The 21,056-nt window shown below is 60.6% G+C and carries 18 protein-coding genes; 8 read left to right on the top strand and 10 right to left on the bottom strand.

Features of this window, described 5'->3' with window-relative positions; all coding sequences use genetic code 11:
• Positions 1 to 17: 17 nt before the first annotated feature.
• The gene (locus tag CFU_RS03145) at positions 18 to 1,832 is read right to left on the bottom strand and encodes a tetratricopeptide repeat protein (RefSeq protein WP_041741159.1); all 1,815 of its coding nucleotides are present in this window, start codon (positions 1,830 to 1,832) and stop codon (positions 18 to 20) included.
• A 159-nt stretch (positions 1,833 to 1,991) separates the two neighbouring features.
• Here CFU_RS03145 and mutM point away from each other — a divergent pair, with 159 nt between their 5' ends.
• Genes mutM through mutY form a run of 3 tightly spaced genes read left to right on the top strand, consistent with a single transcriptional unit; the run spans position 1,992 to position 5,903 of the window.
• Complete coding sequence (gene mutM / locus CFU_RS03150; protein ID WP_041741160.1) at positions 1,992 to 2,813, top strand: bifunctional DNA-formamidopyrimidine glycosylase/DNA-(apurinic or apyrimidinic site) lyase; 822 nt, start codon at positions 1,992 to 1,994, stop codon at positions 2,811 to 2,813.
• A 27-nt stretch (positions 2,814 to 2,840) separates the two neighbouring features.
• Positions 2,841 to 4,778, top strand: a complete 1,938-nt coding sequence (locus CFU_RS03155) for a dynamin family protein (RefSeq protein WP_014004607.1) — start codon at positions 2,841 to 2,843, stop codon at positions 4,776 to 4,778.
• Entirely contained in the window at positions 4,779 to 5,903 is a 1,125-nt protein-coding gene (mutY, locus tag CFU_RS03160) for an A/G-specific adenine glycosylase (RefSeq protein WP_014004608.1), read from the top strand.
• Here the strand turns inward: mutY and CFU_RS03165 are convergent, their stop codons facing one another.
• The 7 genes from CFU_RS03165 to ilvA form a co-directional block, all read right to left on the bottom strand.
• Complete coding sequence (locus CFU_RS03165) at positions 5,904 to 6,530, bottom strand: LON peptidase substrate-binding domain-containing protein (protein ID WP_014004609.1); 627 nt, start codon at positions 6,528 to 6,530, stop codon at positions 5,904 to 5,906. It lies immediately after the preceding gene.
• 48 nt (positions 6,531 to 6,578) lie between these two features.
• On the bottom strand, positions 6,579 to 7,460 hold the full coding sequence (gene rapZ, locus CFU_RS03170) for an RNase adapter RapZ (protein WP_014004610.1): 882 nt from the start codon (positions 7,458 to 7,460) through the stop codon (positions 6,579 to 6,581).
• A 53-nt stretch (positions 7,461 to 7,513) separates the two neighbouring features.
• Positions 7,514 to 8,461 carry an HPr(Ser) kinase/phosphatase gene (hprK, locus tag CFU_RS03175; RefSeq protein ID WP_014004611.1) on the bottom strand — a complete coding sequence of 316 codons (948 nt, stop codon included), beginning with the start codon at positions 8,459 to 8,461 and terminating at the stop codon, positions 7,514 to 7,516.
• A gap of 74 nt (positions 8,462 to 8,535) precedes the next feature.
• A complete protein-coding gene (locus tag CFU_RS03180) occupies positions 8,536 to 9,012 on the bottom strand; it encodes a PTS sugar transporter subunit IIA (RefSeq protein ID WP_041741161.1) in 477 nt (158 codons plus the stop codon).
• Between the two features lie 570 nt (positions 9,013 to 9,582).
• Positions 9,583 to 10,194 (bottom strand): hypothetical protein, encoded by a 612-nt coding sequence (locus tag CFU_RS03185; protein ID WP_041741162.1) that lies wholly within the window; start codon positions 10,192 to 10,194, stop codon positions 9,583 to 9,585.
• Between the two features lie 152 nt (positions 10,195 to 10,346).
• Positions 10,347 to 11,186 (bottom strand): NADPH-dependent 7-cyano-7-deazaguanine reductase QueF, encoded by an 840-nt coding sequence (queF, locus tag CFU_RS03190; RefSeq protein WP_014004614.1) that lies wholly within the window; start codon positions 11,184 to 11,186, stop codon positions 10,347 to 10,349.
• Between the two features lie 99 nt (positions 11,187 to 11,285).
• Positions 11,286 to 12,812: a threonine ammonia-lyase, biosynthetic gene (gene ilvA, locus CFU_RS03195; protein WP_014004615.1), complete on the bottom strand. Its 1,527-nt coding sequence runs from the start codon at positions 12,810 to 12,812 to the stop codon at positions 11,286 to 11,288.
• 184 nt (positions 12,813 to 12,996) lie between these two features.
• Between ilvA and CFU_RS03200 the strand changes: the two genes are divergently transcribed.
• Both CFU_RS03200 and CFU_RS03205 read left to right on the top strand, forming a co-directional pair.
• Positions 12,997 to 13,488, top strand: coding sequence for a YqaA family protein (locus tag CFU_RS03200; protein WP_041741163.1), 492 nt, complete (start codon positions 12,997 to 12,999; stop codon positions 13,486 to 13,488).
• 123 nt (positions 13,489 to 13,611) lie between these two features.
• Complete coding sequence (locus CFU_RS03205) at positions 13,612 to 14,463, top strand: hypothetical protein (RefSeq protein WP_014004617.1); 852 nt, start codon at positions 13,612 to 13,614, stop codon at positions 14,461 to 14,463.
• 15 nt (positions 14,464 to 14,478) lie between these two features.
• Here CFU_RS03205 and CFU_RS24785 read toward each other — a convergent pair whose 3' ends face one another.
• Entirely contained in the window at positions 14,479 to 14,628 is a 150-nt protein-coding gene (locus tag CFU_RS24785; protein WP_014004618.1) for a hypothetical protein, read from the bottom strand.
• Positions 14,629 to 14,961: 333 nt separating this feature from the next.
• Between CFU_RS24785 and CFU_RS03210 the strand changes: the two genes are divergently transcribed.
• From CFU_RS03210 to CFU_RS03220, 3 genes are read left to right on the top strand one after another with little or no spacing between them, the layout of a single operon-like run.
• On the top strand, positions 14,962 to 18,981 hold the full coding sequence (locus CFU_RS03210) for a DUF3683 domain-containing protein (protein WP_014004620.1): 4,020 nt from the start codon (positions 14,962 to 14,964) through the stop codon (positions 18,979 to 18,981).
• Between the two features lie 2 nt (positions 18,982 to 18,983).
• Positions 18,984 to 19,412, top strand: a complete 429-nt coding sequence (locus CFU_RS03215) for an HIT family protein (protein ID WP_041741164.1) — start codon at positions 18,984 to 18,986, stop codon at positions 19,410 to 19,412.
• Positions 19,413 to 19,430: 18 nt separating this feature from the next.
• Positions 19,431 to 19,862 (top strand): gamma-butyrobetaine hydroxylase-like domain-containing protein, encoded by a 432-nt coding sequence (locus CFU_RS03220; RefSeq protein ID WP_014004622.1) that lies wholly within the window; start codon positions 19,431 to 19,433, stop codon positions 19,860 to 19,862.
• Positions 19,863 to 19,906: 44 nt separating this feature from the next.
• On the opposite strand, the gene CFU_RS03225 is transcribed toward CFU_RS03220, so the two are convergent.
• A complete protein-coding gene (locus tag CFU_RS03225; protein WP_014004623.1) occupies positions 19,907 to 21,037 on the bottom strand; it encodes a 2-aminoethylphosphonate--pyruvate transaminase in 1,131 nt (376 codons plus the stop codon).
• Positions 21,038 to 21,056: the final 19 nt, after the last annotated feature.

Here is a 21,056-nt window from a genome sequence, read left to right on the forward strand (position 1 = left end):
CCCGCCTGGCGCCCGCATCATAATTTGGCGCCCAGTCGCACCAGGGTGTTCTTTAGGGCGTCGTTTTGCGGATCTTTCTGCAGCACTTCGCGCCACAGTTTTTGCGCATCGGTTTTTTGTCCCTTGACCCACAGCACTTCACCCAGGTGCACCGCGATTTCCGGGTCGGGCAGCAAGCCGTAGGCGGTGCGCAGCCGGGTCTCGGCTTCGCCCAGGTTGCCCAGGCGGTATTGCACCCAGCCCATGCTGTCGACGATGAACGGGTCCTGCGGCGCCAGCGTCAGCGCTTTCTGGATCAGCGTCAGCGCTTCCGGCAAGCGGATATTGCGGTCGGCCAGCGAATAACCGAGCGCGTTGTACGCCTGCTGGTTATCCGGCGCCAGCGCGATCAGCTTGCGCAGCGCGGTTTCCATGGTGCTCAGGTTGTTCAGTTTTTCTGCCGCCATCGCATAGTCGTACAGCAAGTCAGGGTTGTCGGGCTGCGTCTTGAGCGCGGTTTCCAGGACCTTGAACGCTTCTTGCGGACGGTTGGCTTCGCGCAGCAATTGGGCTTCGACCTGGGTTACCTGGGTTTTTTCGCGTTCGCCGTTGGTGTCGATTTCGGCCAGCACCCGCCGTGCGCCGTCCAGGTCGCCGCGCTTGGACAGCAGTTGGGCGCGGCGCAGCTGGGCGTCCAGGTAAGCGTCGCCCGGCTCGACTTGCGCCAGCCATTTCAATGCGGCGTCGGTGTCGTTCCGGTCTGCCGCAATCTGCGCCAGGATCAGCAATGCCTGGGTGTTGTCGCGCGCTTCGTCCGGATGTTTGCTCAACTGATCGATGTAGCTGACCAGGTAGCGTTCGGCAGCCTTTGTGTCGCCGATCTGCGCATTCAGCAGGCCTAGCGCGAGCAGGGTGGTGGCGTCCTGCTTGTCGTTCTTGAGCAGGATTTCAAACTGGCTGCGGGCTTTTTCGTACTGCTTCTGGTCGATCAGGGTGCGTGCATAGGCCACCCGTACTTCGCGCGAGTTCGGATATTTCTTGAGGAACTCGGTAAGGACGCGTTCGACTTCGGTGCTGTCCGCCGCGACTTGCGCGCTGGTCAGGATCGCCAGTTCGGAATCGGGTTTCAGGTTCAGCGCAATTTTCGCTTCTTCCTGGGCGCGCACGCTGTTGCCGCCGCTGAAGGCTTGCTGCGCCAGCGCCAGGTGCGCTTCCGACATCGCTGTGTAAGGCGTGACCAGCTGCTCGAGCAGCGTAAACGCGCCGGCCTTGTCCTGCGCCCGCGCCAGCAGGCGCTGGATCTGCAGCATCATGACGCCGCGCGCTTGCGGCGGCGCATCTTGCAGGCGCTTTTCAAGGATAGGCTTGGCTTCCGCCAGGTTATTGCTGAGCATGATGAAGCCGAGGTAATACTGGGTCGCCTCTTCGGAATCGGGCGCCAGTTCACGCCACAGGCGGATGGCGACCAGCGCCTCGTTGGCCTGTTTGGCGCTCAGCGCCATTTCCGCTGCGCGCCGGGCCAGGCGCGGATCGCGCGTCTGCTGGGCGGCTCCCAGCAGGGTGACGTAAGCGGATTGCCAGTTGCCGCGCTGGAAAGCGACTTCGGAGCTAAGCACCTTGAACAGGATTTCCTTGGTCAGCGGCACCGCCGGCAGGTGTTCTTCCGGCGGTTTGACCGGCGTTATCCGGGTTGCTAGCTTGCGGCTTGCGATCTGCTCGGGACTTGCTGCAGGAGTCGCCGCAGAGGGCGTGCCGGCGGCGGCAGCAGGATTTGTGGCATCGTTGCCTGGCGTTATACCGGCGCAAGCCGACAGCAAGGAAGAGAGCGTTACAATGGCAAGGGTTTTTTTCAAGGGATATATCCTGGCTTTCAAAGGTAATCTTGATTTTACGCCCAACCAGAGAGCAATGCGCAGTGGCTGCCTCTGGATTTGTTTCAAAAAGTACATAGAAAGTACATTAGCCGATTATGCCATTTCATTCCGGACGCGCTGTTCCAACGATGCCTGACGATGCCAGAATTACCTGAAGTCGAAGTGACCCGCCGCGGCGTTGCGCCGCATCTCGACGGCCGCATCGTGACGGCCGTCACCTTCCGCCACCGCGGCTTGCGCTGGCCGTTCCCGCTCGAGCTGCCGGCGCTGCTGGTGGGCCGCGAGGTGCGCGGCACCGGCCGCCGCGGCAAATACCTGCTGCTGCGTTTCGACCACGGCACCGTGATCATCCATCTGGGGATGTCGGGCCACCTGCGCATCCTGGAGCTTGGCGTCGAGCCGCAAAAGCATGACCATTTCGACCTGGTAGTCGGCCGCCGGCTGCTGCGGCTGACCGACCCGCGCCGTTTCGGCGCGGTGCTCTGGCATGCCGATGCCGACGGGCCGCTGGAGCAGCATGTGTTGCTGGCAGGCCTGGGCCTGGAGCCGCTGGAAGATGTTTTTTCGGCGCAGATCCTTTATCAGAAGACACGCAACCGCAGTGCGCCGATCAAACAAGTGCTGCTGGCCGGCGACATCGTGGTCGGGGTCGGCAATATCTATGCTTCGGAAAGCCTGTTCCGCGCCGGCATCAATCCGAAAACCCCCGCCCATCGCATCAGCCTGGCCCGCTATGAACGGCTGGTTGATGCCATTCGGATAATTTTAGCGGCGGCAATTGAGAAGGGCGGCAGCACTTTGCGCGATTTTATTGGCGCCGATGGCCAATCTGGCTACTTCCAACAGAGTTATTTCGTCTATGATCGTGCTGGGTTGCCATGTAGAAATTGTGGCGCCCTGATTACGCAGATCAAACAGGGGCAGCGTTCGACGTTTTATTGCAAAAAATGTCAGAAATAATATTAGAGAACATAGGCGAGAGAGATAGTGAGCAATCTAGTCCAAAAATTCCAGGAATACAGTGAGTGGCGCACCGGCGTCGCCGGCGCATTGCGGCGTTACCAGACATGGGCCAGCGCCTCGAAATTGTCGGACGTGGCCAGCGAGCAGCGCATCAGCCGCGCCTTGGCGCGCCTGACCGACGACAAACTGTCGATCGCGTTCGTGGCGGAATTCTCGCGCGGCAAATCGGAACTGATCAACGCCATCTTTTTCGCCGACTACGGCCAGCGCATCCTGCCGTCGGCCGCCGGCCGCACCACCATGTGCCCGACCGAGCTGCTGTACGACGCTTCTTTCCCGTCCTGCATCCGCCTGCTGCCGATCGAAACCCGGGCCGAATCGCAGTCGACCAGCGACTACAAGGGCGCGCACCATGTCTGGACCGTGCTGCCGCTGGACATCTCGTCCACCGACGGCATGCTGGAAGCGTTCAAGCAGGTCAGCCTGACCAAGTGGGTGCCGGTGGAAGAAGCCAAGCGCTACGGCTTGTACGACGAAGACGATCCGGACGCCGCGCTGGCGATCGACGTGCTGGGACGGGTCGAGATTTCCCAATGGCGCCATGCCATCGTCAACTTCCCGCATCCCTTGCTGAAAGAAGGGCTGGTGATCATCGATACGCCGGGCCTGAACGCGATCGGCACCGAGCCGGAACTGACGCTCAACCTGATTCCCAACGCCCATGCGGTGCTGTTCATCCTGGCGGCGGACACCGGCGTCACCAAGAGCGATATCGACGTCTGGCGCCATCACATCGGCAGCGGCGCCGGCCGCATGGTGGTGCTCAACAAGATCGACAGCATGTGGGACGAATTGCGCTCGCCGTTCGAAGTCGAGCAGCAGATCAGCAAGCAGGTCTCGAGCGTGGCGCATACGCTGGGCTTGTCGGAAGCGCAGGTGTACCCGGTTTCGGCCCAGAAGGGCCTGGTCGGCAAGATCAACGGCGAGCCGGAGCTGCTGAAGAAAAGCCGCTTGCCGGCCCTGGAAAACGCCTTGTCGCGCGAACTGATCCCGGCCAAGCGCGACATCATCCGCTCGCAGCTGATCGGCGACATCCATGACCTGACGGTCACCAAGCAAGCGCTGATGTCGGCGCATATCCGCAGCGTGGTCGAGCAGTTGCTGGAGCTGAAGAGCTTGCGCGGCAAGAATACTTCCATCATCAGCCACATGATGAAGCGCATCGATATCGAGAAAAAGGAATTCGACGAAAGCCTGCTCAAGCTGCAAGGCACGCGCATGGTGTTTGCGCGGCTGTCGGCCGGCGTCTTCACCACGCTCGGCATGGGCTTGCTGAAAGAAGAAATCCGCAAGACGCGCGAAACCATGGAAGGCAGCATGTTCACCGCCGGCTTCCGCCACGCGGTCAAGGAATTCTTCGACAAGTCGCAGGAAAACCTGATGCTGTCGGGTCAGAAGACCGACGAAATCTCGGAAATGATGACCATCATGTACCGCAAGTTCTCGACCGAACACGGGCTCGCGCTGTCGACGCCGATGTCGTTCTCGCTGGACAAGTACCGCAACGAGATCAAGGTGATCGAAACCGCCTATCACCGCCAGTTCGGCACCGTGACGCTGGTGAAGACCAGCCAGGTAGTGCTGATGCAGAAGTTCTTCGATTCGATCGCCTCGCGCGTCAAGCAGAGTTTCCTGCAGGCCAACCGCGACGTCGACGCCTGGCTCAAGGTGGTGATGGCGCCGCTGGAAGAACAGATCCGCGCCCACAAGTCGCAGCTCAAGCAGCGCACCGATTCGATCGAGCGCGTGCATGTGGCGATCGACAGCCTGGAAGAAAAAATCCAGTCGGTGGAAATGCTGCAGAAGGAATTGACGGCGCAGAGAAATACGCTGGTGGCGCTGGAAGCCGATTTAAGAAATGCGCTGGGCTCGGAAATGGCGCCCACGAAAGTTGCGGTATAGATGAAACGTGTAGTTATCGACAGTAGCAGCGAAGCGGCCGGCCAGTTGGCCGACCCGTCTTTTTCGGCAGCGGTGATCGGGTGGCAGAAGCAACATGGCCGCCACGCCTTGCCGTGGCAGCAGACGCGCGACGCCTACCGCGTCTGGCTGTCCGAAATCATGCTGCAGCAGACCCAGGTGGCTGCCGTGATTCCCTATTACCAGCGCTTCCTTTCGAGTTTCCCCGATGTGCAGGCGCTGGCAGCGGCGCCCAGCGAAGAGGTGATGGCGCACTGGAGCGGGCTGGGTTATTACACGCGGGCGCGCAACCTGCATCGCTGTGCGCAACGGGTAGTGGCTGAACATGGCGGGATCTTTCCGCGCGATCCGCTGCTGCTGCAAGACTTGCCCGGCATCGGCCGTTCCACCGCGGCCGCCATCGCCGCATTTTCTTACGGCGTGCAGGCCGCCATCCTGGATGGCAACGTCAAGCGCGTGTTTGCGAGGGTGTTCGGCATCGACGGTTATCCCGGCGCCAAGCCTGTCGAAGATGCGATGTGGCGCCGTGCCGTGGCCTTGTTGCCGGAGCAGGGAGTGGAATCGTACACCCAGGGTTTGATGGATTTGGGAGCGACGCTCTGCACACGCAGCAAGCCGTCTTGCCAGACCTGCCCGCTGGCGCAGCGTTGCGTCGCGCTGGCAACCGACCGGGTCGGCCAGCTGCCGGTGCGCAAGCCGAAAAAAGCGATTCCCGAAAAACATACCGGCATGCTGGTGATCTTTGACCGGCATCAGGTTTTGCTGGAGCAGCGTCCCGACAGCGGCATCTGGGGCGGCTTGCTGTCGTTGCCGGAAATGGCGCCGGGAATTTTATCGAAAGCCGATTTCGATGCTGCTTTAAATCGCGCTACCGCGGCCTTCGGTCCGGTCGCATCGTGCGAGCCGCTGCAGCCGTTCACCCACGTATTCACGCATTTCAAACTGCAGATATCGCCTTTCCAGATTGCGCTCGAACGGCGGCTTGACGGCGTTGCCCAAACCAACTACGTCTGGTATCCGGTGGAAAAGCTGGCGAGCGCGCCGCTGCCGGCGCCGGTCAAGAAACTGCTGCTGGCAGTATTCCGCGAAGCAGACCTGTTCGCCTGATCAGATGATGTTGTGCTGTAGCAGGTATTGATGGACTATGCCGAGCCGTTCGCGGCCGTCGGTCAGCTCTAGCAGTTTCTGCCGCGCTTTCAGGGGAATCGGCAGGATTTCGCACCAGCGGTTGGCGACCCAGCCGGCGTTGTCGAACTGCAGCGGCAGCGCAAACGGGCTGGCGAAATTCTCGCCGTGCGCGCTGCGGCCTTTCTTGTTGATGTCGTCGATCACCAGTTTCAGCGTGCCGGCGCATTGCAGATGGGTTTCGTCAGGCGTGGTCGCCGGATCGGCGTCAATCAGCGTCACCTGCGCCTCCAGGCGCTGGTCGGCAAGCACACGCTGCTGCACGATGCGGAAGCGCTGGCTGCCTTCGGTGCGCAGCATCATCACTCCCAGGTCCTGCATGTCCCACTCGATGATCCTGGTCAAGCAGCCCACGCTCTCCGGTTCGGCGGCATTGCCGACTTCCTTGCCCGATTTGATCAGCACCACGCCGAACGGCTGCTCGGTCCGCATGCATTCGCGCAGCATGTCGAGATAGCGCGTTTCAAACACCTTGAGCGGCAGCACGCCGCCGGGGAACAGCACCGCGTTGAGCGGGAACAGCGGTATCCAGGAATTATTTTCGGGCATAGGGTGACGTCAACTGCGGAGGAAGTGAGCTGCGGATAAGAGGGGATGCTAATTGTCGCCGGCGCGCCTGAGCAGTTCGCGGTGGCGCCGCACCACGCGTTCGGAGACCTGGAAATATTCGGCCAGCCGCTCCACCATGTAGACCGAGCGATGCTGGCCGCCGGTGCAGCCGATCGCCACCGTCAGGTAGCTGCGGTTGTCGTCCTTGAACGAGGGCAGCCATTTTTCGACAAAATTGCGGATGTCGCCCAGCAGGTCGCCGACTTTGGGCAGGGCTTCCAGGAAGTCGATCACCGGCTGGTCGCAGCCGGTCAGCGGGCGCAGTTTGGCGTCGTAATGCGGATTCGGTAACATGCGCACGTCGAACACCAGGTCAGCGTCCAGCGGCACGCCGCGCTTGAAGGCGAACGATTCGAACAGCAAGGTCAGCGGCGCCGGTTCGGTATCGACCAGTTCCTTGATCCAGCTGCGCAAGCGGTTGGCGCTCATGTTCGATGTGTCTATGGTGTGGCCGATGCTCTCGATCTCGGCCAGCATCTCGCGCTCATTCAGGATGCACTCGGTCAGCGTCAGGCGGTCGGCCGGATTCTGGCCGGGGCGCAAGCGGTGCGACAGCGGATGGCTGCGGCGGGTCTCGGAGAAGCGGGCGATCAGCGATTCGGTCTGGGCGGTCAGGAAAAACACCTTGACGTCGTGCCCTTCGGCTTTCAATTGCTGGATGTCGGAAGGCAGGCCGGCCAGCGAGTCGGCGCTGCGCGCATCGGTGGCTACCGCCAGCATTTGCGCGCCTTCATCGAGGCGGGTGGCGACCAGGCCGCGCAGCAGGATAGGCGGCAGGTTGTCGACGCAAAAATAACCCGCATCTTCGAGCACGCGAAGAGCGACCGATTTGCCGGAGCCGGAAATGCCGGTGATGAGGATAATGCGCATTAGCGAATGATACCGTAAGTCGAGGCTTTTATCGGAAGCCCCGCAAACGGATGTCAGAGATCGCTGTCGCTGTCCATCGCAATACGCTGGCGGGCGATGAAATCTTTGAGCGTGTCGATGCCGCGCAACTGCAGGATCGTGTTGCGCACCGCGGCTTCCAGCAGCACCGCGATATTGCGGCCGGCGGCTACCGGGATGATGACTTTGCGGATCGCCAGCCCCAGCACTTCCTGGGTATGGGCGTCGAGCGGCAGGCGCTCGTAGTTTTCTTCCAGCGTGGCGCGCCGCACCAGGTGCACGATCAGCTTGAGGCGCATCTTGCGGCGCACTGCGGTTTCGCCGAAGATGGTCTTGATGTCGAGCAGGCCCAGGCCGCGCACTTCCAGCAGATTTTGCAGCAGGTGCGGGCAGCGGCCCTCGATCATGTTGGGTGCGATGCGGGCGAACTCGACCGCATCGTCGGCCACCAGGCCATGGCTGCGCGAGATCAGCTCCAGCCCGAGTTCGCTTTTGCCGAGCCCGGATTCGCCGGTGATCAGGACGCCGACTCCCAGCACATCCATGAACACGCCATGCATGGTGATGCGTTGCGCCAGTTTTTTCGACAGGTAGACGCGCAGGTAATCGATCACCTGTGCGGCCGGCAGCGGCGTCGAAAACAGCGGGATGTTCTTTTCGTCGCAGATTTCGAGGATGTCCGGCGGTGTCGCCAGTCCTTGCGCGATGATGAAGGCAGGCGGCGCGCCGGCCACCAGTTCAGCGGTCTGGTAGACCCGCGAAGTGGCCGAGAGGCGCTGGTAGTATTCTGTTTCCTGGTGGCCGAAGACCTGGATCCGGCCTGGATGGATCAGGTTCAGGTGGCCCACCTGGTCGGCGGCCGAAGCCGCATCGCCGGAAATCAGCCGCTCGCCGCCCGGGAAACCGGCAAACCAGCCCAGCTGCAGCGATTCGCGGTTTTCGTCGTACAGCTGCTGAATCGAGAGGGGCGTGGAAACTGGCATGGTCGGCGTCTGACGTGGTTAGTAGGTTAGATCGCCCTGAGGGCGACTCAGACAGGATGATGTCTTATTCTAAATTATGTCGCATTTTCCGTGCCCATGGGCTGCCAGGCCACGATGTGCGCATGCACCGATGCCGGATCGGGATCGCTGCTGAGGAGGGCGCGGAAGGCGTCGCTGGAAAACATCTCGGCGATTTCCGACAGGATTTCCAGGTGCTGCTGGGTGACGTTGTCGGGAATCAGCAGGAATACCAGCAAGCTGACCGGTTCGCCATCAGGCGATTCAAACGGGATCGGTTCGGCCAGGCGCACAAAGGCAGCCAGCGGCGCTTTCAAGCCTTTTACGCGGCCATGCGGCACGGCGACGCCGTGGCCGAGGCCGGTGGAACCCAGCCGTTCGCGCGCAAACAGGTTGTCGGAGACGGTAGAGCGGGCAATGCCGCAATTGTTTTCGAAGAGTAAACCGGCTTGTTCGAAGGCGCGTTTTTTACTGGAGACTTCCAGATCCAGCGCTACATTTTGTGCAGGCAGGATTTTTGCAAGATTAGTCATAATACAAATTGGTATGCGGCACAATACGGGTGGTTGTGTCTAAGTCATTGTAAGCCACCACTAATATAGCCGCAGCATTTCGGAAACATGCCAATTTCGGGTCTGAGCGCTGCTGGCCGCCTAGCGCGACCGCAACTGTTATGGCTGTCATGACAGCGTCTCCCCGATTTCGGCCCAAGTCAGCATAGCCCGGGCTACGGTCTTAATGGCACCCAACCCGGATTATAGACTTGATTCAGGCCAACAACACCAACTTGCGGTCATGGTCTTGCCTAGGGCCTGTTGACCTTCAATTTGGGAGATGCGTTCAAACCAAAACGTGTGCTGGCAAGGCGTGTGGCGCAGCTGGGGCTGGTGCCCCAGCAAGCCATGCAACGCGGCCAGCGCACGTTTTGGTTTGAACCCTCCGGGAACGGCTGCAGGCGTCGCATGCCGTTGTTGCAGGGGGCGGCCATCCGCATCCTTGCCGTAGCACCGCTACGTCGCGTCGCTGCGCCTAGGCACGCAACGCCTGCCGCGCGTTCGCACTCCCAAATTGAAGGTCAACAGGCCCTGACCGGATTATGGCGTTTACTTAACTTCGAAGCGCGCAAATATCAGCCAGACGTCGCCATTGCCCTTGTTCTGCGACAGGCGAGGCACGTAGGATCCCATCAATTTGGCTCCCTTGACGCCCAGCGACACCACCGGCAGGGCTATCGGGAACGGGAAGCCGCCGAAATAATCCTGGCGGCTCATCAGCATGGCGGTATAGCCGGCGCCGACCTCAACCGGGGTCTTGGGCACATTCCAGATCCATTCATAGGCATAACCGGCCATGATCTGCGGCTTGCGGTGCGAGTCGCGGATGGCGAACAGGTATAGCGATTCATCGTTGCCGTCGGCGTTGCGGATGGTGCGGCCGCCGCCCAGGCCCCAGGCTTTTTCGTTCAGTTCCTGGAGCTTCTCTTCGGTATAAGTACGGCGGCCATGATAGGCGTAGCCTGACAGATATACCTCCATATCGCCATTGTTGGCGATATTGCTCAGCCGGTCCTGGGTTTGGGTGAGGGTTTTGCTGAACCAGCCGGTAGTGTCCGGGGTTTCCTGCGCTTGGGCTGGGGCAGCCATGGCGACCAGTGCGGTCATGCAGGTGAGCAATGCGGTCCGCTTGAGCGCGGAAAAACGATAAAAAGTTGTCATAAGCAAAAGAATCCTTTACGGCGAGGTCGTACGGTAGACGTTGATCCCCTGGACGTCAATATTCCCGACCCAATTATTGTTATTTAGTTATTTAAGTGATGTCTTTTCGCTACGCTTTGTAGCAAAGCGTAATATCTGTAGCAAATCGTAAATTATTGCCTTGCCTGGCGCCAATTCAACGGTGGCTGCGATGTGGAGAAATTGCTGCGCCAAGGATTGATGTCGAGACCACCGCGCCGCGTATAGCGCGCATATACAGACAGCTTTTGTGGCCGACAGTTGCGCATCAGGTCCATAAATATGCGTTCTACGCATTGTTCGTGGAATTCATTGTGGTCGCGGAAGCTGATCAGGTACTTGAGCAGGCTTTCCTGGTCGATGGCGGCGCCGACATAATGGATCTGCACGCTGCCCCAGTCCGGCTGGCCGGTCACCAGGCAATTCGATTTCAGCAGGTGCGAGACCAGTGTTTCTTCGACCACAACCTGGTCCGGGTCGCTTTTCAGCAGCGCCGGATTCGGCTGGTATTCGTCGACTTCGATGTCCAGGCGGTCCAGCAGCAAACCTTGCGGTTCCTGCAGCTTGAGTTCGGCGAAGGTGTCGGCGGTGGTCAGGGCGACATGCACCGGCGCGCCGAAACCGGCCGAGATATCGGTGCGCAGCAGCTGCAGCAGCGCATCCTTGTCGGCCAGCCTGGTCTGGTTGAAGGAGTTCAGGTACAGCTTGAACGACTTCGATTCGATGATGTTGGGGGAGTCCGCCGGCACCGTGAAAGTAGCGATCGCCACTTGCGGCTTGCCGCGCAGGTTGAGCCAGGACACCTCATACGCATTCCAGATATCGACGCCGAAAAACGGCAATGTGCCGCTGATGCCGATTTCTTCGCGCTTGCCCAGGCGGGCAATCGGAAACAGCAGCGAAGGCTGGTACTGGGACTGGTAGGCGGCGGGTTTGCCCAGCGGCGAGGCGTCGGGCGTGTTCGGGATAGTCATGGCTTCTGCTTGTGCTTAAAAGCAGTATTTTGCCAGATAAGCAGGCCGCCCCTGATAAGCGCCGCTTAATGACGCGTATCAAGGGCATGGCCGAGCGCGTCAGCCGAGGAACAGTTTATAGACCGGATTGCTGGTCTCGTCCCAGTAACGGTAACCGAGGCTGGAGAGGAAACTGCGGAAGATCTTCATCTCTTTTTTCGGCACCTGCAGCCCGACCAGGATGCGGCCGACATCGCCGCCCTGGCTGCGGTAATGGAACAGGCTGATGTTCCAGTCGGGCGCCATCGAATTGAGGAAACGCATCAGCGCGCCCGGACGTTCCGGGAACTCGAAGCGGTACAGCAGTTCGTTTTCCGCCAGCGGACTCTTGCCGCCCACCAGGTGCCGCACGTGGACCTTGGCCAGTTCGTCGTGGGTCAGGTCGAGCGTGCTGAAGCCATGCTTCTCGAAATTCTTGGCGATCAGCTTGGCTTCTTCGCCGCTGGAAGTCTGCACTCCGACAAACACGTGGGCGACTTTCTCGTCGCTGATGCGGTAGTTGAATTCGGTGACGTTGCGCGGCCCCACCAGTTCGCAGAAACGGCGGAAGCTGCCGAACTGTTCCGGGATGGTGACGGCATACACCGCTTCGCGCAGCTGGCCGATGTCGGCCATTTCGGCGACGAAGCGCAGGCGGTCGAAATTCATGTTGGCGCCGGAGGCGATGGTGACCAGGGTCTGGTCCTTGACCGGCTTGCGCGTGGCCTTGGCGCGTTCGACATAGGCCTTGGCGCCGGCCACCGCCAGCGCGCCGGACGGCTCGAGGATGCTGCGCGTGTCCTGGAATACATCCTTGATCGCAGTGCACACCGCATCGGTATCGACCAGGATCACTTCATCGACGTACAGGCGCGCCAGGCGGAAGGTCTCTTCGCCGACCAGCTTGACCGCGGTGCCGTCGGCGAACAGGCCGACGTCCGGCAAGGTGACGCGGCGGCCGCTCTTCAGGCTGCGCGCCATGGCGTCGGAATCGGTGGTCTGCACGCCGATGATCTTGATCTCGGGCCGCACCGCCTTGACGTAGGCGGCGATGCCGGCGATCAGTCCGCCGCCACCGATCGGTACAAAAATCGCGTGGATAGGGCCGGCGTGTTGGCGCAGGATTTCCATGCCGATGGTGCCCTGGCCGGCGATCACGTGCGGATCGTCGAAGGGATGGACAAAGGTCAGCTTGAGTTTCTTTTCCAGCGTCAGCGCGTGGTTGTAAGCGTCGGTGTAGGAGTCGCCGAACAGCACGACCTCGCCGCCGCGCGCCCGCACCGCGTCGACCTTGACCTGCGGCGTGGTGGTCGGCATCACGATCACGGCGCGGCAGCCGAGCTTGGCCGCCGACAGCGCCAGTCCTTGCGCATGGTTGCCGGCCGAGGCGCAGATCACGCCGCGCTTGAGCTGGGCCGGGGTCAGGCTGGCCATCTTGTTATAGGCGCCGCGCAACTTGAAACTGAACACGCTTTGCATATCCTCGCGCTTGAAATAAATCTGGTTCTCAATCCGCTTCGACAGCGTGGGCGCCAGTTCAAGAGGGGTTTCGACCGCGACGTCGTAGACGCGGGCGGTGAGGATCTTCTGCAAATAATCTGTGGTCATGTCGTTGTCAAATTGGAGTGCCGAGCGGGCTCGGCAGCAGGATCAGGCCGGGAGAAACAGCGGATCATTATAATGGACGGCTTTTAATCGTCACCAGGTTTTGTCGGCGCCAGTGTAATAAACGATATGGCCTGCGCTGTATATGACTGGCGCGCCGCATCTGCCGTCTCTTGAATTGCTCCCTATGATCGAATCCGCAGTTTTATGGTTGCTCAAGACGCTCGCCGTGCCCACGGTCGGCCTGACTTCCGTCTTCATCATCAGTTTTGTCGCCGCCACCTTGCTGCCGCTCGGTTCCGAGCCGGCCGTGTTTGCCGTGATCAAGGCCAACGGCGCGCTGTTCTGGCCGGTGATTTTTGTGGCTACGGCGGGCAACACGCTGGGCGGCATGGTCGATTACTGGATGGGTTACGGCGCCAAGCAGGCATTTTCCCGCGAGCGCGGCAGCAGCTGGTTCAGCTGGCTAGAGCGCTACGGCGCCAAGACCATGCTGCTGGCCTGGGTGCCGGGCATAGGCGATCCGATCTGCACCCTGGGCGGCTGGCTCAAGCTGCCGTTCTGGCCCTCCGTCATGTATATGGCGATCGGCAAGTTTGCCCGGTATGTATTGGTCGTCTGGCTGCTGCTGAACGTGCCGGACGGATTCTGGCGCCAGGTCGCAAGCTGGCTGGCCTGAGCGAGGGGCAACAAGGCGCTGGATTTTTGCGTTGCATTATTATATTATTTCCCCATGGAAACATTGACTTGAAAACTGCTCGTAAGCTTCTTGGAAATCGAAATATATCGAGGATAGAAAGCTATGCACAGACTGGACATCAGGGAGATTTGCGAGCGCATTGCGGTACAGGCGCCGTATTTTGCATTTACCGAACTGCAGGGGGTGCCGCACCGGATGGTGAGCGGGACGTTTGTGGCGGAGCAGCCGCTGGGTTTTGAAAACGGCCCGGTGGCTTCCGCCGAAATCGGCCGCCACCTGGCGATCCTGGGTTCCTGCGCGGCGGTCGCCTGGCAAGCCGCGCCGCAGATCTACTACCTGGCGACCAAGGCCCGCTACAGCAAGCTGCACGATGTGGCGCCGCGTGCATCCGGCGCCAGCTTTCAGGCCAGTGCGGAAGTACTCATTCACGACCGGCGCTCGCTCACTGCGCAGGCTATCGTTTCAGCGGAAAGGCCGTTTGCGCATTTGTATTGCGAATACCAGGCCTTGTCGGAGTCGCTGTTCCTGCGCCTGTTCAAGGATTACCGGGTGCCGTCGCCACCGCTGGCCGACAGTTCGCCATACCGGCAGTCGGTGCAGCTGGATTTCGAGGCGCCTGTCGGGCCGTCCATCATTGCCCGCAGCCAGCCGCTGGCGCCGGCCCGCTGCGCCGGTCACTTCCTGGATTATCCGGCCTGGCCAGTGGCGATGATCGTGCACACCGTCGCCCAGACCACCAGCAGGCTGCTGCACCACATCGTCGACAAGGAAGTCAGCTACACCGTCGTCAAGTGCGACCTGGCGGCCCACCAGCTGGTGCCTGCCTGCGAGCCGCTGTCATTCCATACCCGCTGCGTTTCGGCGTCTTCTTATCTGTCGCACTACGTTTTTGAAACCAAGGTAATGCGCAACGGTGAGATAGCGGCCGAGATCGCCACCGAGTTGCGAGTTTGAATCAAAGAGTTTGAATCAAAGCGCGGACAGGCCGGCCCAGAACATCGCCGGCGTCAGCAGCAACAGGATCAGGTAGGGCAACATGCGCAGCGGCCATGCGCGCTGGCGCAGCAGGTAGGACATGCCGAAATAGGGGTTTCTGCGCGATAGGGAAACGGGTGTCATGATAATAATGCCTCCGGAGTAGGGTGAATCAGCCCTTGCAGTGGCCGTAGTGGGCTAATGTGCAGGAAATGCTGTCCAGGATTTCGCTGATGATCTGGCTAAACATGATGGCTCCTGAGAAAGTGGATATGGATCCATTGTAGGCAAACACTATCGATTTATGAAAATTGATTGTATTTATTGATTTCATTGGGTTTGCCTATCCGATAGCGTTCCGGATGTTCTGTGCCTTGCACTGCACAAATCGGCATCTTGCCTTCGTGAAGCAGCGCGATAAGCTAAAATGCGGGTTCAGTAGCAGCAGTCAACGCAGTAGCCCACTTTCATAGACCAATGAACGCCCCAGTCAAAATCCAGGCACTATTGTCAGACGCGCCACATGGCGCCACTCCCACGCGCTTGCGCGAAATCCCCTATAACTACACCTCGTTTTCAGACCGCGAGATCGTGATCCGCCTGCTTGGCGAAGCTTCCTGGCGCCTGCTCGACGAACTGCGCAGCAAACGCCAGACCGGCCGTTCCGCCAGGATGCTGTACGAAGTGCTGGGCGATATCTGGGTAGTGCGGCGCAATCCGTATTTGCAAGATGACATGCTGGACAATCCGAAGCGCCGCCAGGCCCTGATTGATGCATTGCATCATCGGCTCAGCGAAGTCGACAAGCGCCGTATCGTCACCGACGAGGGCGATGTGAGCCGCGATGCCGCTAGCGATGAAGAAGCGAAAAAGCGTAGCGAGAATGTCGAAGCGCTGCTGGCCGCGGCGCGCAAGGCGATCGCCGCCTTCTCCGACGAATTCCGCCAGACCTACGATCTGCGCAAGCGCGCCAACAAGATCCTGGGCCGCTACACCGCCAAGGACAACATCAAGTTCGACGGCCTGTCGCGCGTCTCGCATGTGACCGACGCCACCGACTGGCGCGTTGAATATCCGTTCGTGGTGCTCACGCCCGACAGCGAAGATGAAATGGCCGGCCTGGTCAAGGGCTGCATCGAACTCGGCCTGACCATCATCCCGCGCGGCGGCGGCACCGGCTACACCGGCGGCGCGATTCCGCTGACGCCGTTGTCGGCGGTCATCAACACCGAAAAACTGGAGCATCTGGGCGCAGTCCAAATGGCTGTGCTGCCGGGGCTCGATAAAGAGTACGCCACGATCTATTCTGGCGCCGGGGTAGTCACCAAGCGCGTTTCCGACGCTGCCGAAAAAGCCGGTTTTGTGTTCGCGGTCGATCCGACCTCGGCAGAAGCGTCCTGCGTCGGCGGTAACATCGCCATGAACGCCGGCGGCAAGAAAGCCGTGCTGTGGGGCACCGCGCTGGATAATCTCGCCAGCTGGCGCATGGTCGATCCGAACGGCGACTGGCTGGATGTCACGCGCCTGGACCACAACCTCGGCAAGATCCATGACACGCCGCTGGCGCGCTTCCAGCTGGAATGGCGCCACCCGGCCGAAAAAGGCCGGCCAAGCGAAAAGCCGTTCAAGACCGAGATCCTGGAAATCGCCGGTCGTGTATTCCGCAAGGAAGGCCTGGGCAAGGACGTCACCGACAAATTCCTGGCGGGTTTGCCGGGCATACAGAAAGAAGGCTGCGACGGCCTGATCACCTCCGGGCGCTGGATTTTGCACAAGATGCCGAAGCACACGCGCACCGTCTGTCTGGAGTTCTTCGGCCAGGCGCGCGATGCGATTCCTTCGATCGTCGAGATCAAGGATTTCCTCGATGCCGAAACCAGGAAGGGCGGCGCAATCCTGGCCGGCCTGGAGCACCTGGACGAGCGTTACCTGCGCGCGGTCGGTTACACCACCAAGTCGAAACGCGGCGTGCTGCCGAAGATGGCGCTATTCGGTGACATCGTCGGCGACGATGAAAACGCGGTAGCGCAGGCAGCCTCGGAAGTGGTGCGCATGGCCAACAACCGCGTCGGCGAAGGCTTCGTCGCGGTCAGCCCGGAAGCGCGCAAGAAATTCTGGCTGGACCGCGCCCGCACGGCCGCCATCGCCAAGCACACCAACGCTTTCAAGATCAATGAAGACGTGGTGATTCCGCTCAACCGCATGGGCGAATACACCGACGGCATCGAGCGCATCAATATCGAGCTGTCGGCCAAGAACAAGCTGCAGCTGCTGGATGAGCTGCGCGCGTTCCTGCTCAAGGGCAATCTGCCGCTGGGCAAGGGCGACGACGCCGACGGCGACGATATTCCCGCCGCCGAAATCCTCGAAGACCGCGTGCACCAGGCCGAGCTGCTGCTGGCCGAAGTGCAGGCGCGCTGGACTTATCTGCTGGCGAATCTGGACAAGCCGCTCAAGGATGCGAAAGACGAACTGAGCGCACTGGGCCTGGAAAAGCTCGACCTGGTGTTCGAGCAGCGCCTGCTGCAGCAACCGGACGCGACCGTGTTCGACGTGGTGCAGGACCGCACCATCCGCATCTCCTGGAAGCAGGAAGTGCGGGCGCTGCTGCGCCAGATTTTCAACGGCGCCTCCTTCAAGCTGATCCTCGACGAATGCAGCGCGGTGCACAAGCGTGTCTTGCGCGGCCGCGTGTTCGTCGCCCTGCACATGCATGCCGGCGACGGCAACGTCCACACCAATCTGCCAGTCAATTCCGATCACTACGAAATGCTGCAGGATGCGCACGCCGCGGTGGCGCGCATCATGACCCTGGCGCGTTCGCTGGATGGCGTGATTTCGGGCGAGCACGGCATCGGCATCACCAAGCTGGAATTCCTGACCGAAGACGAAATCAAGGATTTCCGCAGCTACAAGCTGCGGGTCGATCCGGAAGGCCGCTTCAACAAGGGCAAGCTGCTCAACCTGCCCGGTTTCGAGGCCGACCTGAGCAATGCCTATACGCCGTCGTTCGGCCTGATGGGGCACGAGTCGCTGATCATGCAGCAAAGCGATATCGGCGCCATCGCCAACAGCGTCAAGGACTGCCTGCGCTGCGGCAAGTGCAAGCCGGTGTGCGCCACCCACGTGCCGCGCGCCAACTTGCTGTACTCGCCGCGCAACAAGATCCTGGCCACTTCGCTGCTGGTGGAAGCTTTCCTGTACGAAGAGCAGACCCGGCGCGGGATCTCCATCAAGCACTGGGAAGAATTCGAAGACGTGGCCGACCATTGCACGGTCTGCCACAAGTGCGTCACGCCTTGCCCGGTCGACATCGATTTCGGCGACGTCTCGATGAACATGCGCAACCTGCTGCGCAAGATGAACAAAAAATCGTTCAATCCCGGCACCACGGCCGCCATGTTCTTCCTGAACGCCACCGATCCGGCCACCATCAACATGACGCGCAAGGTCATGACCGACTGGGGTTTCAAGGCGCAGCGCCTGGGCAACGACATCCTGAAGAAATTCGCCAAGAAGCAGACCAAGAAACCGCCTGCGACCGTCGGCAAGGCGCCGATCAAGGAACAGGTGATCCACTTCATCAACAAGAAGATGCCCGGCAACCTGCCGAAGAAGACCGCGCGCGCCCTGCTGGATATCGAAGACGACAAGATCGTGCCTATCATCCGCGATCCGAAGAGCACCACCGCCGATACCGAAGCCGTGTTTTATTTCCCGGGCTGCGGTTCCGAGCGGCTGTTCTCGCAAGTCGGCCTGGCTACGCAAGCCATGCTGTGGCAGGTCGGTGTGCAAACCGTGCTGCCGCCGGGTTACCTGTGCTGCGGTTATCCGCAGCGCGGCTCGGGCGATTTCGACAAAGCGGAAAAGATCATCACCGATAATCGCGTGCTGTTCCACCGCATGGCGAATACCCTGAACTATCTCGACATCAAGACCGTGATCGTTTCCTGCGGCACTTGCTACGACCAGTTGCAGGGCTACCAGTTCGACAAGATCTTTCCGGGCTGCCGCATCATCGATATCCACGAATACCTGCTGGAGAAGAACCTCAAGCTGGAAGGCGTCAGCGGCACCCGCTACATGTATCACGATCCGTGCCACAGCCCGATGAAACTGCAGGACCCGATGAAGACGGTGAATGCCTTGATCACTACCGACAACGGGACCAAGATCGAAAAGAACGAACGTTGCTGCGGCGAGTCCGGCACTTTCGGCGTCAGCCGTCCGGACGTCTCGACCCAGGTCCGTTTCCGCAAGGAAGAAGAGATGAACAAGGGTGCGGACAAGCTGCGCGCCGACGGTTTCGGCGGCGACGTCAAGATCCTCACTTCCTGCCCGTCCTGCCTGCAGGGTTTGTCGCGCTACAACGACGATTCCGGCACCACAGCCGATTACATCGTGGTGGAAATGGCGCGCCATTTGCTGGGCGAGAACTGGCTGCCGGATTACGTTGCACGCGCCAACAACGGCGGCATCGAACGGATTCTGGTGTGACCATGGCTAACCATTCGGCTGATTGCGAACTGTGCAGCGGCGACGGTGGAGAAATTCTCCTCCGTGCGGAGAGATTCCGCGTGGTGCTGGTCGACGATGCGCAGTATCCGGGATTCTGCCGCGTCATCTGGCATGACCATGTCAAGGAAATGACCGATCTGCCGGTGGCGGACCGCAGCACGCTGATGGCCGCTGTGTGCAAGGTCGAGTCTGTCGTGCGCGCCGTGATGCAGCCGGAAAAAATCAACCTGGCCAGCCTCGGCAACATGACGCCGCACCTGCACTGGCATGTGATCCCGCGCTATCCGGACGATGCGCATTTCCCCAGCCCGGTCTGGGCCGAGAGCCAGCGGCAGCCGGCGCCGGCCAGCCTGGCGCAGCGGCAGGCGTTGCTGGGCGCGCTGCGCTCGGCGATATCCGAACAGTTTTAACCTTACTCGTACATTCCCATGACCGGCTCCAAACAATCAGCGCCCGCACCTGTCCCGGTGTCATTCACTGTGCATAAGCAATCGTGCAAGCTGGAAGTTGCCTTCGACGACGGCGCGGTTTTTTCGCTGCCGTTCGAATTGATGCGCGTCTATTCGCCATCGGCCGAAGTCAGCGGCCATGGTCCCGGGCAAGAAGTGTTGCAGACCGGTAAACGCAATGTCGAAATGGCGGCGCTGGAACCGGTCGGCAATTACGCCGTCAAGCCTACCTTCTCGGACGGCCACGTCAGCGGCATTTATACCTGGGCCTACCTGTACAAGCTGGGGCGCGACCAGGAAGCGATGTGGGAAGACTACCTGAAACGCCTGGAAGCGGCAGGCCATACGCGCGAAGGCGGCCGCGACCTGCCGATGACGGCCAAGAACGCCGGCGGCCACGGCTGCGCATGAGCTGAGCGGATTCTGCTTTTGCAGCATCTGCTCATTGGACCATCTTAAGAGTTGCTGGCGTTCCTTGCCTTGATTCCCATCTCCCGCAGCGCATCGCCTATCGCATGCACTGCCTGCCGCATTTCCTCCGCACCGATAGAACCTATGCAACCGACGCGGAAAGTTTCCGCCTGGGTCAGTTTGCCCGGATACAGGATGAATCCTTTGTCGCGCACCCGGTTGTAGAAATCCTTGAATTCATAACTGGCGCTGTTCGGCGCGTGCATGGTGACGATGATCGGCGCCTGGATTTTTGCCGGCAGAAACTGGATCAGCCCCAGTTCGCGCATGCCTGCCATCAGGGTGTCGTAGTTCTTGGTATAGCGCGCCAGCCTTGCCGGCTGGCCGCCTTCTGCAAAGAACTGGTTCAATGCTGCGTGAAACGCCACCACGATGTGGGTAGGCGGCGTGAAGCGCCACTGTGTGGTTTTTTCCATGTAGGTCCACTGGTCGTGCAGATCGAGCGACAGCGAACGTGAATTGCCTGCGCTCTTTTCTAGCACGCTCTTGCGCACAATCGCAAAACCCATGCCCGGCGGCCCTTCTATGCATTTGCCGCTGGCGGCGATCAGCGCATCGAAACTGATCTTGGCGGCGTCGATCTCCAGCGCGCCGAAGGAGCTCATGGCGTCGATGATCAGGCTCTTCTTGTGCTGCGCCACTACCTCGGCAATTTCATATAGGGGATTGAGGATGCCGGTGCTGGTTTCGCAATGGATCACGCCGATGTGGGTGATGCTGCGGTCGTTGCTCAGCACACGTTCGACGTCGGCGGCGGTGGTCGGCACGTCTTCCGCCGTTTCGAACACCGAGACCTGGCGCCCCATCATCTCGACGATTTTCGCCATGCGCTTGCCATAGGCGCCATTGATCAGCACCAGCATATGGCCGTTGCGCGGCAGCAGGGTGTTGATCGCGGCTTCGATCGAAAACGTGCCGCTGCCTTGCATCGGCACGCAGACATGGCTCTCGTGGGCGTTGGCGATGTCCAGCAGCTGCTTGCGCACCTTGCCGGTGATGGCGTTGAACGAGGCATCCCAGGAACCCCAGTCCTGCAGCATGGCGCTCTTGGTGGCGAGCGAAGTGGTCAGTGGTCCGGGAGTCAGAAGAATCGGGTCGCGGCTTGGCAGGCTCATGATATTTCCTTTGGTCTGG

Source organism: Collimonas fungivorans Ter331 (assembly GCF_000221045.1).
Lineage (GTDB): Bacteria > Pseudomonadota > Gammaproteobacteria > Burkholderiales > Burkholderiaceae_D > Collimonas > Collimonas fungivorans_A.